Source organism: Paraclostridium tenue, assembly GCF_039521565.1.
Taxonomy (GTDB): domain Bacteria; phylum Bacillota; class Clostridia; order Peptostreptococcales; family Peptostreptococcaceae; genus Paraclostridium; species Paraclostridium tenue.
Genome location: NZ_BAAACP010000006.1, coordinates 1 through 13,999 on the forward strand (window position 1 = coordinate 1; position 13,999 = coordinate 13,999).

Annotated in this window: 12 protein-coding genes, 1 pseudogene and 1 riboswitch; of the genes and pseudogenes, 10 read left to right on the plus strand and 3 right to left on the minus strand. The window is 27.1% G+C overall.

The genetic code is table 11. The features are described from left to right. The 6 genes and pseudogenes from ABFX13_RS05870 to ABFX13_RS05895 form a co-directional block, all read left to right on the plus strand. A pseudogene (locus ABFX13_RS05870) lies at positions 1-145 on the plus strand (NADH peroxidase); the annotation flags it as partial. A gap of 279 nt (positions 146-424) precedes the next feature. Next, positions 425-610: riboswitch (cobalamin riboswitch) on the plus strand. A gap of 360 nt (positions 611-970) precedes the next feature. After that, positions 971-3,193 carry a DNA helicase PcrA gene (gene pcrA / locus ABFX13_RS05875; protein WP_346043801.1) on the plus strand — a complete coding sequence of 741 codons (2,223 nt, stop codon included), beginning with the start codon at positions 971-973 and terminating at the stop codon, positions 3,191-3,193. 28 nt (positions 3,194-3,221) lie between these two features. Continuing rightward, on the plus strand, positions 3,222-4,520 hold the full coding sequence (locus ABFX13_RS05880; protein ID WP_346043804.1) for a M18 family aminopeptidase: 1,299 nt from the start codon (positions 3,222-3,224) through the stop codon (positions 4,518-4,520). 113 nt (positions 4,521-4,633) lie between these two features. Beyond that, entirely contained in the window at positions 4,634-5,383 is a 750-nt protein-coding gene (locus ABFX13_RS05885; RefSeq protein ID WP_346043806.1) for a patatin-like phospholipase family protein, read from the plus strand. A gap of 100 nt (positions 5,384-5,483) precedes the next feature. Then, on the plus strand, positions 5,484-6,071 hold the full coding sequence (locus tag ABFX13_RS05890; protein ID WP_346043808.1) for an AAA family ATPase: 588 nt from the start codon (positions 5,484-5,486) through the stop codon (positions 6,069-6,071). Positions 6,072-6,169: 98 nt separating this feature from the next. Continuing rightward, positions 6,170-6,694, plus strand: a complete 525-nt coding sequence (locus ABFX13_RS05895; protein ID WP_346043810.1) for a peptidylprolyl isomerase — start codon at positions 6,170-6,172, stop codon at positions 6,692-6,694. An 81-nt stretch (positions 6,695-6,775) separates the two neighbouring features. On the opposite strand, the gene ABFX13_RS05900 is transcribed toward ABFX13_RS05895, so the two are convergent. After that, positions 6,776-7,723, minus strand: coding sequence for a manganese-dependent inorganic pyrophosphatase (locus ABFX13_RS05900; RefSeq protein ID WP_346043814.1), 948 nt, complete (start codon positions 7,721-7,723; stop codon positions 6,776-6,778). A 110-nt stretch (positions 7,724-7,833) separates the two neighbouring features. Between ABFX13_RS05900 and ABFX13_RS05905 the strand changes: the two genes are divergently transcribed. Next, a complete protein-coding gene (locus ABFX13_RS05905) occupies positions 7,834-8,433 on the plus strand; it encodes a DUF4230 domain-containing protein (protein WP_187006441.1) in 600 nt (199 codons plus the stop codon). Between the two features lie 247 nt (positions 8,434-8,680). After that, positions 8,681-11,311 carry a bifunctional acetaldehyde-CoA/alcohol dehydrogenase gene (adhE, locus tag ABFX13_RS05910; RefSeq protein ID WP_346043818.1) on the plus strand — a complete coding sequence of 877 codons (2,631 nt, stop codon included), beginning with the start codon at positions 8,681-8,683 and terminating at the stop codon, positions 11,309-11,311. Positions 11,312-11,443: 132 nt separating this feature from the next. Here adhE and ABFX13_RS05915 read toward each other — a convergent pair whose 3' ends face one another. Continuing rightward, positions 11,444-11,785 (minus strand): hypothetical protein, encoded by a 342-nt coding sequence (locus ABFX13_RS05915; RefSeq protein ID WP_346043821.1) that lies wholly within the window; start codon positions 11,783-11,785, stop codon positions 11,444-11,446. 233 nt (positions 11,786-12,018) lie between these two features. Continuing rightward, positions 12,019-12,267: a hypothetical protein gene (locus ABFX13_RS05920; protein ID WP_187006443.1), complete on the minus strand. Its 249-nt coding sequence runs from the start codon at positions 12,265-12,267 to the stop codon at positions 12,019-12,021. Positions 12,268-12,352: 85 nt separating this feature from the next. Here ABFX13_RS05920 and ABFX13_RS05925 point away from each other — a divergent pair, with 85 nt between their 5' ends. Continuing rightward, positions 12,353-13,081, plus strand: coding sequence for a YkgJ family cysteine cluster protein (locus ABFX13_RS05925; RefSeq protein WP_346043824.1), 729 nt, complete (start codon positions 12,353-12,355; stop codon positions 13,079-13,081). A 10-nt stretch (positions 13,082-13,091) separates the two neighbouring features. After that, a complete protein-coding gene (locus ABFX13_RS05930) occupies positions 13,092-13,997 on the plus strand; it encodes an MBL fold metallo-hydrolase (RefSeq protein ID WP_346043828.1) in 906 nt (301 codons plus the stop codon). Positions 13,998-13,999 lie beyond the last annotated feature (2 nt).

The following is a 13,999-nucleotide window of genomic DNA, read 5'->3' on the forward strand; positions in this document are numbered from 1 at the left end:
AACTGATGGAAAATTAAAATTAGCTAAGAAAGCTAAAGAATTAGGATTAGATGCTATACATGATACAGTTCATGAAATGTGTAAAGATGAAGCTAGACACGGTAAAGCATTCTTAGGATTATTAAATAGACATTTTGGAAAATAATATATAAAGGAAGAAATCTAAATAGGTTTCTTCCTTATTTATTTTCAATATATTAAAGTAAATAGAAAGTATAAATTGCATTATCCAACGACTAAATAGGTAATTTTAGTCGTTGGATGATGTATAAGAAATTAAATTAGTAGATATATTTAAAGGAATAAATATCTTTATATTGTAATAATACTAGTTTAAATATAATATGATTAGAATATAAGGATTTAAATTTAAATAAAGGAATGTTAATATTTTTATAGAATATTGTTAAATATGATGAAAATTTAATATTTTAATATTATAGGTTTTGTTTATAAAATTAATAGGGAAAGAGGTTAAAATCCTCTGCAGCCCCCGCTACTGTTATGCTGATGAAACTTTTGATACCACTGTGACTTAATATAAGTTATGGGAAGGGAAAGTAGTAAGATGAAGCTAAGCCAGGATACCTGCCTATAATATATAAATTAATTTCTTCGGGGTGAAGGAAAATAGTTTAAAGATTATGTACGTAAGTCGACCATGACTATTTTGTATATTAATTATTAAGTTATATTAATCCTAATCCCAATATTAGGATTTTTTTATTTTAAATTCTAATATATAATTAAGCCCCTAATCTTATTAGATTAATATAAATAAAAAAATTATATTTTAGCCTAACTTTAACTCCTTAGATAAAATCTAAGGAGTTTTTATTTAATTATAAAGTGGGTATGATTTTAAATATTACAAATTATGGATATCATTAATATGTAGTATTAATAAATTTGAATTAATATAGATAATAGATTAAAATATACATATAACATTGACTGTAGGAGGTAATTAATGGATATAGATTCACTAAACCCCGCCCAAAAAGAAGCGGTACTTAAAACAGAAGGACCAGTACTTATATTAGCAGGAGCTGGATCTGGAAAAACGAGAGTTTTAACAACTAGAATAGCTCATCTTATGAAAAATAAAGGAGTACATCCTAGTAATATATTAGCAATAACATTTACAAATAAAGCAGCAAATGAAATGAAGGAAAGAGTTGAAGAAACTATAGATTCAGATGTAAAAGATATGTGGATAACAACTTTCCATTCATGCTGTGTTAGAATTCTTAGAAAAGATATAAATAGAATAGGATATAATAGATCTTTTGTTATATATGATAGTTCAGACCAAGTAACTTTAGTTAAAGATTGTTTAAAAGAACTTAATTTAAGTGATAAGGCATTTGAGCCTAAGGTTGTTATAAGTTATATATCTGGAGCAAAAGATAAATTACTAACTCCTAAAGAGTATAAGGATATGCATAGACATGATGCTAGGATGAGTAAAATTGCTGATGTATATACACTTTATCAAGATAGATTAAAAAGAAATAGTGCACTTGACTTTGATGACTTAATAATAAAAACAGTAGAATTATTAAAGACTGAAGAAAGTGTACTAGCTTATTATAGAAATAAATTTAAATATATAATGGTTGATGAGTATCAAGATACAAGCAAAGCTCAATATGAGTTTATAAAATTATTAGCTAAAGAGCATCAAAATATATGTGTTGTTGGAGACGATGATCAAAGTATATATGGTTGGAGAGGTGCAGATATAAGAAATATACTTGAATTTGAAAGAGATTATGAAGATGTTCATGTTGTAAAATTAGAACAAAATTATAGATCAACTCAAGTTATATTAGATGCTGCAAATACAGTTATATCTAACAATATAGAAAGAAAAAGAAAAAAACTGTGGAGTGAGCAAAAAGAAGGAGAAAAAATAAAGATACAAGTTGCAAATGATGAAATGGAAGAAGCTGATTTTGTAGCTGATAATATATGGAGAATCCATAGAAAAGAAAATAAACCTTTCAAAGATTTTGCAGTACTATACAGAGCAAATGCACAGGCACGTGCTATAGAAGATGCTTTAAATAGAAGTCAAATACCTTATAATATATATGGTGGTACTAAATTCTATGAAAGAAAAGAGATAAAGGATTTAGTTGCTTATTTAAGAGTTCTTCAAAATGTACAAGATGATATATCTTTAAAAAGAATAATAAATGTACCTAAAAGAGGAATTGGACTTAGAACTATAGAAAAAATAGAAGATAGAGCAAGTTTAAGACAAGAAAGTATATTCTCTGTACTTTTAGATGTAGATACTAATTCAGATATATCTACAAAGGCTAGAGCGAATATAAATGGATTTGTAGATTTAATAGGAACACTTAGAGTAATAAAGGATGCTTATTCTGTAAGTAAGCTTATAGAAAAGGTACTTGATGTTACAGGGTATTTAGATGAACTTGAAAAAGATAAAAGTGAAGAATCTCAAGATAGAATAGATAACTTAAAAGAGTTTATATCTATAGCTATAGAATTTGAAAATACTAGTGAAGAAAAAGACTTAGAAACTTTCTTAACTAATGTAGCTCTTACTTCTTCAGAAAGTGATGATGAAGAAGACGATAGAGTATCTCTTATGACTATACATACATCTAAAGGACTAGAGTTTCCTGTAGTTTATTTAGTTGGTATGGAAGAAGGATTATTCCCAATATCAAGAGCTGTAAGATCTATGAGTGAGTCAGATATAGAAGAGGAAAGAAGACTTTGTTACGTTGGTATAACAAGAGCTAAAAAAGAGTTATATATGACACTTACAAAGAAAAGAACTCTTTATGGAAAAACTAATCCATCTATACAATCAAGATTTATGGAGGAATTACCAGAAGAATGTATAGAGAAATTAAATAAAGATGAGCATGAGTTAAGTTATTCTAAAGCAAATTACAATATATTAGATAAGTATAAGCAAAAATATATGAAGTCTATGAATAAGGCGAATGTTGCAAGTAAAGTTAATGCTACTATAAAAGAAAGTAAAACTGAATCAAATGTTGATGATATAAAATTAGGTTCTAAGGTTCATCATCCTAAGTTTGGGGTAGGAACTGTAGTGGCAGCTTCTGGTTCTGATTTAACAATAGCTTTTAATAATCAAGGTATAAAGAAAATAAATAAAGAATACACTACATTAGATTTACTATAAAATTTAATATAATTAAGGGGGATTTAATATGAATTCAAAAGAATTTGCTAGAAATTTAATCGGGTTTATAGAGAAAAGTCCAACAGCTTTTCATTCAGTAGAAACCTCAGAGGAATTATTAAGATTGAATGGATTTAAAAAACTTGATGCTAGAGACAAGTGGACTATAGAAAAAGGCGGAAAGTATTACACAACTAAAAATTCATCAGCTATAATAGCTTTTACTGTTGATACTGATAATTTAAAAGAAGATGGATTTAGAATAATAGGTTCTCATTCAGATTCACCTTCATTTAGAATTAAACCAAATCCAGAGATGGAAGTTGAAAAAACTTATTTAAAATTAAATACAGAATGCTATGGAGGACCTATATTAAACACTTGGTTAGATAGACCACTAGCTATAGCAGGTAGAGTTATATTAAAAGGAGAAGATATACTAAGACCTGTTGAAACTTTAATAAATATAAATAGACCTATATGTATAATACCTAATTTAGCTATACACATGAATAGACAAGTAAATGAAGGCGTAGCTTTAAATAAGCAAAAGGATATGTTGCCATTAGTAGGATTATTAAATGATACATTAGAAAAAGATAATTTCTTAATAAAAACTATAGCTAATGAGTTAGGAAGAAAAGTAGAGGAAATACTTGATTTTGATTTATTTTTATATGAATATGAAAAAGGGATGCTAATAGGACCAAATGAAGAAATGATATCTTGTGGAAGACTAGATAATTTATCTATGGCACATGCTAGTTTACATGCATTAATAGATTCTAAACCTTCAAGAGGCGTTAATGTAGTATCGGTATTTGACAATGAAGAAGTAGGAAGTTCAACTAAGCAAGGAGCAGATTCTAATATGCTAATAAATGTATTAGAAAGAATATCTTTATGTTTAGGGCAAAGTAGAGAAGAATTCTTTAGAAGTTTATATTCTTCATTTATAATATCTGCTGATCTTGCACATGCTGTTCATCCTAATGTTTCAGAAAAACATGATCCAACAAATAGACCAGTTATGGGTAAAGGACCAGTTATAAAAATAAATGCAAATCAAGCATATACAAGTGATAGTCAATCTACAGCTGTTTATAAATCTATATGTAAAGAAGCTGGAGTTAACTGCCAAGAATTTGTTAATAGATCTGATGTAAGAGGTGGAAGTACAATAGGACCTATATCATCAACACATATAGATATACCATCAGTAGATGTAGGAAGTCCGATACTTGCTATGCATTCTATAAGAGAACTAGGATGTGTAGAAGATCATATAGATATATATAAGACTTTTAAAACATTTTATGAATTATAAAATTAATAAAAAAAGTTAAAGTTAGGGGATGTATAAAAAGTATTTTACTTTTAGACATCCCCTATAATCATTAATGAAAATAAATATAGGAAAAAGAATAGGAGTGATTTTAGATGAAGACAGGGTTATGCCTAGCAGGCGGAGGGGCTAAAGGAGCATTTCAAGCTGGAGTTATATATGGATTATATGAAAAAGGAATAAAATTTGATGCTATAGCTGGAACATCTATAGGGGCTATAAATGGATATTATATATACACAGAAAATGTTAACAAGTTGAAGGAAATGTGGATAAACATTCAGAAAATTGGTGAAAACGGTGTCAAAATAGTTGATAACACTGTGGATAACTCTTTAGCAATTGATGAATTAAGAGGATTAATCAATAACTCAAGTTATTCAAAACCTTGCTATATCAATTATGTAGAAGTTGAAAATTCAAAATTAGAAGAAAAAATAGTAGATATATCTGAACTAAGTTATGAAGATGCATTATTAAGTATAAAATATAGTTCATTACTTCCATTTAGACCGTCAAAAGAGTTAAAGCCTTTTGAACAATTTGGCAAAGATTTAATAGAGGGGTTATATGATGGATATAAATTAGATGGAGGTATATTAAATAATGTTTTAATAAAGCCCTTAATAGAAGCTAAAATGGATAAAATAATAGTTATAACTATGAAACATGATTATGAATTACCAGAAGATATAAAGAACATATATAAAGAGGAAGATATAATTATTATAAGACCAAATACTATATTTGAAAAAAATGCTACTCTAAGATTTGAAGGTGAGTTTTGTAAGAAGATATTTAATGAAGGTTATGAAATTGTAAAAAATATGGATATTAATTTGTAAATAACTACAATTATATTAAAAACATTGAATAAATTGTTGTATATTAGTATAATAAAAAAGTTCTAATTTTGAAATATAAAATATGGAGTTGATATAAAATATGGCAACTAAAAGAATTGCTGTACTAGGTGGACCTAGATGCGGAAAGACAACATTAATACAACACTTATATGTAGAAATGAAGATATCTGGAGTAGATGTAGGATATGCTTTAGAATACTCTACAGAGTATTTAAGAGATAAAGGCATGATAGAAACTATATCTGAACAGTATGGTATATATTTAGGACAAAAGAAAATAGAAGACGATTTATCAGGATTTGATTATGCACTTACAGATTATGCTACATTTGTACCTTACATATACGCTAGATTTATGCTAGGAGACAGAAAAAGAACTCAAAAAGAGATTCAAATTTTAAAGGATTTATATTGTTTAGCATTAGAAGATATACAAAACTATGATATGATAATATACGTTCCTAGAGAATTTGGATATGTTAAAGATGGCGTAAGATGGCAAGATGAAAGTATAGCTATTAAAATTGATGAAGCTATATTAAGTTTCTTAAAAGCTGAGAATATAAATTATATAGAAGTTTCAGGATCTACAAAAGATAGAGCTAAGCAAATATTAAATTTATTAGATATAAATTATGAAGAAACTGCATTACTAAATGAAAAGTAAGCTACTAAAATAAGTAGCTTATTTTTGTGATTTTTTAGTGTTATTGGTATATAATATAAAATGAGAATATAAAACTCATAAGAAAGGAAGTACATAAAATGGAAAATAAAAATCCTATAGTAACTATAGAAATGGAAAATGGAAAGCAAATAAAAGTTGAGTTATATCCACATATAGCTCCAAATACAGTTAAAAACTTTGTATCTTTAGTAGAGTCAGGATACTATGATGGAGTTACATTCCACAGAGTTATACCTGGATTTATGATACAAGGAGGATGCCCTAATGGAAATGGAATGGGTGGACCAGGATACTCTATAAAAGGAGAATTTACTCAAAATGGACATACTAACAACTTAAAGCATGAAAGAGGAGTTATATCAATGGCTAGAACAATGGCTCCAAACTCTGCTGGTTCACAATTTTTCTTAATGCATGCAAATTCTCCACACTTAGACGGGCAATATGCATCATTTGGTAGAATAATAGAAGGTATTGATGTTGTAGATGAAATAGCTTCTGTTAAAACTGATAGAATGGATAAACCACAAACTCCACAAGTAATGAAAAAAGTTACTGTTGAAACATTTGGTAAAGATTATTCTGACGTAGAAAAAATGTAATTCTATACTAGAATTTATTTGTATAAAAAAGAGATTCTTAAATTTAAGAATCTCTTTTTTTATTTTGTATGTTTAAAAAAATTATATATTTTTCTTAACTGCATCTGTTAAATTTGGAACTAATTGTTTCTTTCTTGAAACAGCACCTTCAACAAATACTCCTTGAGAAGCATTAACTTTAAATGCATCAGATATTATTTTATCTTCAGCTTTGTATATTAAATATGAACCTTCTTTTATTATATCTGTTACTGCTAATAATAACATATCAAAGTCAGTTCCATTTATATAACTTAAAAATTCATCTTGCTTATTAAGAACTGCATCTATATCTAAAGTGAATACTTGTCCTATTCCTACCTTTTTACCTTCCATATCAAATGGTTTAAAGTCCATGTTTACTATTTCTTCAACAGTAAATCCATCTAATGATGTACCAGCTTTAAACATATCCATAGCGTACTTTTCAACATCTACTTTAACTATGTTATTTAATTCTTCAACAGCTTTTTTATCCATATCTGTAGTTGTTGGAGATTTAAATAATAATGTATCTGATAATATAGCAGACATTAAAAGACCAGCTATTTCATAAGGTATTTCAACATTATTTTCTTTAAACATTTGAGTTATTATTGTACAAGTACATCCAACTGGCATTAATCTCATTGATAAAGGAGTATCTGTTTTTAATCCTCCTAATTTATGATGATCAACAACTTCTATTAAATCAGCATCTTCTAGTCCATCTATGCTTTGTCCGTACTCATTGTGGTCAACTAATATAACTTGAGGTTTACCTTCTAGTACTAAGTTAGCATCATCATTGCATATATTTGATATAGAAGTTAATACAGTTGGGGCATCAACTTTGAAGTAGTCTAAAACGAATTGAGCTTCTTTTCTAACTTCTCCTAAAGCATAAGCCTTAGCTGATTGTCCTAATTTATTTTTTAAGTATGCTAAAGATATTGCTGAACAGATTGAATCTGTATCAGGATTTTTATGACCAAAAACTAATAAAGTCATTTTAAGTCTCCTTTCATATTTGAAAAAAATTATGTATTAATTTTTATTTAAGTATACAAATTTAAAACTTTTTAATCGTAACTTATATTATATCAAAAGGAGGGGAAATTTTGTTACAAAAACGTAAAAAAATTAATAACAATAAAGTTTTATTAATATTTATAATTATAGGAATCATATTGGGAATAACACTATCTTTAAAATTAATCTTTTCCGAAAAAGCTCCAAAAGATACATCGAAAGTATTAAATACTATAGAACAAGTATTAGAACTATCAACATCTAAATATAATTACAGCAATATAGTAACTATTAAGAAAGACAGAAGCTTTAAAAATATCAAGATACCTTTCACAGAAAAATCATTTATTATAAAGTACAATGGAGTAGTAAAGGGTGGTGTAAATTCAAAGGATATTACTATAGATAATGTAAAAAAAGACTCTATAACTGTAAATGTAGCAAAGTGTAGTATTATAGATCACTACATAGATGAAGAAAATATATTTATTTATGATGTAAAAAATGCATTATTTAATAGAGTAAAAACAAATGAAGTTATAGATGAATTGGCAAATAGTAAAAAAGAATATGAGAAAAAAATTATAAAAGAAGGCTTTATGAATGATATAAGTCGTAGTGTAAAAAAGAGTTTGGAAAATAGCTTGAAGAATTTAGGTTATGAAGAAGTAATAATTAATTTTAAGTAATAAATATAATATAAAATAAAAAAATCCATCTGATTTTCAATAAATCAGATGGATTTTTTTATTTTAAAATTATAAATTTAATATAAAAAATAATTAGAGTATTATATATTTTGCAATATTAAAAAATGGATAAAAAATTAACAAGAAATGGTTGACATTCTTTTTTGGTAGGTATATTATATAAACATAAAGATTGTTAAATAACTAACATTAAAATAAATAAACAACATCTTGGGAGGATTTTAAAATGAGTAAAGAAGCTAAAAAGGTAGTAAATATGGGAACTAAGAAAGAATTAACAGCAGAAGAAAGAGTAAATGTTTTAGTTGAAAAAGCTAATAAAGCGAAACAAGAAATGTTAAAATTAGACCAAAAAGCTGTAGATAAAATTGTTAAAGAAATGGCAAAGTGTGGTCTTGATAAACATATAGAACTTGCTCAATTAGCTGTAGATGAAACTCAAAGAGGAGTTTTTGAAGATAAAGTAACTAAAAACATATTTGCAACAGAGTATATTTACAATAGTATAAAATACAATAAAACTGTTGGAGTTATAGAAGAAAATGAAGAAGAAAATTATAAATTAATAGCAGAGCCTATAGGGGTTATAGCAGGAGTAACGCCAGTTACTAATCCAACTTCAACAACAATGTTTAAATCTATAATAGCTATGAAAAGTAGAAACCCAATAATATTTAGCTTCCATCCATCAGCTCAAAAGTCTTCATCTGAAGCTGCGAAAGTAGTAAGAGATGCTGCAATAGCTGCTGGAGCTCCAAAAGATTGTATCCAATGGATAGAAGAACCTTCAATAGAAGCTTCAAATGCATTAATGAAAAATGATGGGGTATCATTAATATTAGCAACAGGGGGACCTGGTATGGTAAAAGCTGCATACTCTTCTGGGAAACCAGCACTAGGCGTTGGAGCAGGTAACGTACCTTGTTACATAGAAAAAAGTGCTGACATTAAACAAGCAGTAAATGATTTAATATTATCAAAAACATTTGATAATGGAATGATATGTGCTTCAGAACAAGCAGTAATAATAGATGAAGAAATATATGATGACGTAGTAGCTTTGATGAAATCATATGATTGCTACTTTGTAAATAAAGAAGAAAAGAAATTACTAGAAGGACTAGTTATAAATAAAGAAACTTGCACAATAAATGCTAATATAGTAGGTCAAAGTGCATATAAAATCGCTGAAATGGCGGGAATAAAAAATGCTCCTAAAAATTCTAAAATACTAGTTGCAGAATTAGAAGGTGTAGGACATGATTATCCTTTATCTAGAGAAAAATTAAGCCCAGTTCTAGCTTGCTATAAAGTAAAAGGATATAAAGAAGGAATACAAAGATGTGTTGAAATGACAGAATTTGGAGGGCTTGGACATTCTGCAGTTATTCATTCAAATAACGATGATATAATATTAGAATTTGGAGAGAAAGTTAGAACAGGTAGATTACTTGTTAATGCACCATCAACTCACGGTGCTATAGGAGATATATATAATGTAAATATGCCATCATTAACGTTAGGATGTGGATCTATGGGTAACAACTCAACAACAGACAATGTATCAGCGGTAAATTTAATAAATGTTAAAAAAGTTACTATGAGAAGAAACAATATGCAATGGTTTAGAATACCTGAAAGAGTTTACCATGAATTTGGTTCAGTAAGTTACCTAGAAAAGATGGCAAACACTAATAGAGTAATGATAGTTACAGATAGAATGATGGTTCAATTAGGATATGTAGATAAGTTAACTTACCATTTAAGAAAAAGAAATAATCCAGTGATGATAGAAGTATTTGCAGATGTTGAGCCAGATCCATCAGTAGAAACTGTATTAAATGGTGCAAATGTTATGAGACAATTTAAACCAGATACAATAATAGCTTTAGGTGGAGGTTCATCAATGGATGCAGCTAAAGGTATGTGGTTATTCTATGAAAACCCTGAAGTTGACTTTGATGACTTAAGATTAAGATTTATGGATATAAGAAAAAGAGTATTTAAATTCCCTAAACTAGGAAGACAAGCTAAATTAGTAGCTATACCAACTACATCAGGAACAGGTTCAGAGGTTACATCTTTTGCAGTTGTAACTGACAAAGTTAATAATGTTAAATATCCTTTAGCAGATTATGAGTTAACTCCAGATATAGCAATAATCGATCCAAACTTTGTAATGACTGTACCAAAATCTGTTACTGCAGATACAGGAGTAGATGTATTAACACATGCTATAGAAGCTTATGTTTCTGTAATGGCAACTGATTACACAGATGCATTAGCTATAAAAGCAATAGAAATGGTATTTGAATATCTTCCAAGAGCATATAAAGATGGAAGTGACAGAGAAGCAAGAGAAAAAATGCACAATGCGTCATGTATGGCAGGAATGGCATTTGCAAATGCATTCTTAGGAATAAATCACTCACTAGCACATAAGTTAGGATCAGAGTTCCATATACCACATGGTAGAGCTAATGCAATATTACTACCATATGTTATAAGATATAATGCTACTAAACCAACTAAGTTCTCTGCATTCCCTAAATACAAATCATTTGTAGCAGATAAAAAATATGCAGAAATAGCTAAATATATAGGTCTTAAAGCTAATACAACTGAAGAAGGTGTAAATAATTTAATAGATGCTATAAATAAATTATTAGTTGAATTAAATATACCTAAAACTATAGCTGAATGCGGAGTAAGTGAAAAAGATTTTATGGCATCAGTTGATAAATTAGCATTAGATGCATTTGATGATCAATGTACTCCAGCTAACCCAAGATATCCATTAGTATCTGAATTAAAAGATATATATTTAACTGCTTTTGGAAAAGTTAAAAATAAATAAAGGCTATATAAGAAAATTAGAGTTTTAGAGAAGATAAATTTATTAATTTAAATTATTGAATTTAATTTTATTAACAACATATAAAATTAAAAGGGGCCTATTAAGGCCCCCTTATTATTTTATAGTAAACTTTTATAAAGATAGTTTCTTTTTACTAAATATTACTTTTTCATGATTATTTTTAATACATATACTAGAATCAGCACAATTGATTTCAAAATTTGCAAATGCAGAGAACAAATCTATATCTCTCATAAAGTGAACAGTCATTGTATTGCTAGACTTATTAAATCTTAGTATTATGGACCTAACAAAAGGAAATTGAACTCTAGATGAAAAGAAGCTATTATCAGAGCAATCTATATCTACACTTCTATAATTAACATCAATGAATAAATCAATATCATCATTTTCTTCTCTTATAATTCTATAATCAAAATCTGTATCTAAGTTTAAGTTATATATTTTTATCATAAACAACAGCTCCTTTTTAATAATTACTTAGTAAATTATTATATATTATATATTAAAAATAACAATAGATATAACAAAAAAAGAGCTTTCACAGGGGAATGAAAGCTCATAATTGGGGGAGATTGAGTTAAATATTGTTTATATACTAGTATTATTAACAATATTTATAGTTTTATACATAAAAAATAAAAAAAGTATAAAAATATCCCTAACAAATTGTTAGGGATATAAAACTATCTTTTATTAACAAATTTAGGACCTAAATACTTTCTTATTTCTTCTTCTGGAGAGAAGTCATCTATTAAAATTTCTCTTCCACTATCTTCTAATATAACTAAAACTTCACAGTCACCTTGTAAGAAGAATTTTCTAACAGTTTCTTCTCTTACTTCTCTGATTTTAGTTACATTTTTTTTCTTTTTCTCGTAGTCTTTTGTATAGTAACTTTCCATCATATTTATAACCTTAGTATATCTATTCATATAAAGTACCTCCTATAAAATTCAAAAAAATGTGTTATAATAATTGTTTGTATTAACCTAATAATTATAACAAGGAGTAATAATAATGGCTAGTCTAAAAAAGATTGATATAGAGAAAAGCATAGAGTTTGCTAAAAACAATAATTTAATCAGAGAATTAAATAAAATATATGAAACTGTACCGAGTGGAAATTGTACTGGATGTGGAAAGTGTTGTATGGAATCTGTAGGCATAAACTTAGTAGAGTTTATAAATATATATAATTACTTAAAAGACAATAAAGAACTAAGAAAAAGATGTTTAGATAAGGTAATAGATTATTACTTCTTAGAGTATATAAAAAAGAGTCCATGTCCTTTTAAAGATGAAAACAATAGATGTTTAATATATGAAGTTAGACCTTTAAATTGTAGGATTTATGGACACTGGATTAAAAGTGATTACAATTTAAATTTAGACAATATAAATAAGAGAAATAAAGATTATGCAAATTTAATAAAATCTAAATATGGTTTTGATATTAATGATGATGTTGTAAATTATAAAATAAACTACTGTGAAGATTTTAAACCAAGTGAGAGATACTTAGAAAAACATGAAAGATTAAACTTTTCTGATTTATTAATGATTTTAGATTCTAAGATATATTCAAGCGGAGTTATTGATATAGAATTCAAAGATAGAGGTATCGTTGAATATTTTATAGAGTCTTTATTATATGAAGATGTGGCATATAAAATAAAGATAAAGGTATCAAAAGATGAAAATATTAGAAGTAGGGCATTAAGAAGATTAAAAAAAATAGTATTGTAAGGTGATTCTAATGAGGTTAATAAATATAAAGGGAAACTCTTTTTATATAAAAGGTGGAACTAATACAGGTGTTTATATATTTGACGATAAAAGTGCATTAATTATAGATCCAGGATTACCAGGAGCTAGACCAAGAAATATAATAAGAGACCTTGAAAGAGATGGCATAGAAGTAAAATGGATAATAAATACACATGAACATAATGATCATTATGGTGCAGGTTATCAATTCAAAGATAAATACAAAGATCTGATTAACATGTCTAGTAAAGATAGTAAACCTTATATTGATAATCCAATTTTATTTTCAGCATATATAATGGGTGGAAATACTAATGAATTCTTAAATACTATATTAACAAATAAAAATATGGAAACAGTTAGTATAGATAAAACAATAGAACCAGGTACAATTATAATAAATAATGAATATATAGAGATAATAGATTTAAAAGGACATACACTAGGCTCCATAGGTGTTCTTACTAAAGATAAAGTATTTTTTATAGGTGATACATTAGTAAGTGAAGAGCTGCTAAGTAAATTTGAATTGTTATTTCTATTTGATATACAAGCTTATTTAAAATCATTAAGTATATTAGAAACTATAGATTTTGAGTATGTTGTATTAGGTCATGGGAAAAAAGTATTAAGCAGAAAAGAAGCTTTAGAGTTAGCTAAGAAACATGAACTTTGTGTAACAAAATATTTAAATCAATTAAGAGAATTAACTAAAGAACCTAAAAATTTGGAGTCTATATTAAAAATTATATTAAATGAAAATAAATTAAGTTATAATTATAAAGAATATCATTTTTTTAAGTCAACATTAGTAAGCATGATAAGTCACTTAACAAAATTAGGAGAACTAAATTATGTTTTAAAAGATGGAGATGTTCTTTATTATACAAAATGATT

Excerpts from the sequence above, each read along its gene's own strand:
- pcrA (WP_346043801.1), top strand. The coding sequence starts at position 971 with ATGGATATAGATTCACTAAACCCCGCCCAAAAAGAAGCGGTACTTAAA.
- ABFX13_RS05880 (WP_346043804.1), top strand. The coding sequence starts at position 3,222 with ATGAATTCAAAAGAATTTGCTAGAAATTTAATCGGGTTTATAGAGAAA.
- ABFX13_RS05885 (WP_346043806.1), top strand. The coding sequence starts at position 4,634 with ATGAAGACAGGGTTATGCCTAGCAGGCGGAGGGGCTAAAGGAGCATTT.
- ABFX13_RS05890 (WP_346043808.1), top strand. The coding sequence starts at position 5,484 with ATGGCAACTAAAAGAATTGCTGTACTAGGTGGACCTAGATGCGGAAAG.
- ABFX13_RS05895 (WP_346043810.1), top strand. The coding sequence starts at position 6,170 with ATGGAAAATAAAAATCCTATAGTAACTATAGAAATGGAAAATGGAAAG.
- ABFX13_RS05900 (WP_346043814.1), bottom strand. The coding sequence starts at position 7,723 with ATGACTTTATTAGTTTTTGGTCATAAAAATCCTGATACAGATTCAATC.
- adhE (WP_346043818.1), top strand. The coding sequence starts at position 8,681 with ATGAGTAAAGAAGCTAAAAAGGTAGTAAATATGGGAACTAAGAAAGAA.
- ABFX13_RS05915 (WP_346043821.1), bottom strand. The coding sequence starts at position 11,785 with ATGATAAAAATATATAACTTAAACTTAGATACAGATTTTGATTATAGA.
- ABFX13_RS05920 (WP_187006443.1), bottom strand. The coding sequence starts at position 12,267 with ATGAATAGATATACTAAGGTTATAAATATGATGGAAAGTTACTATACA.
- ABFX13_RS05925 (WP_346043824.1), top strand. The coding sequence starts at position 12,353 with ATGGCTAGTCTAAAAAAGATTGATATAGAGAAAAGCATAGAGTTTGCT.
- ABFX13_RS05930 (WP_346043828.1), top strand. The coding sequence starts at position 13,092 with ATGAGGTTAATAAATATAAAGGGAAACTCTTTTTATATAAAAGGTGGA.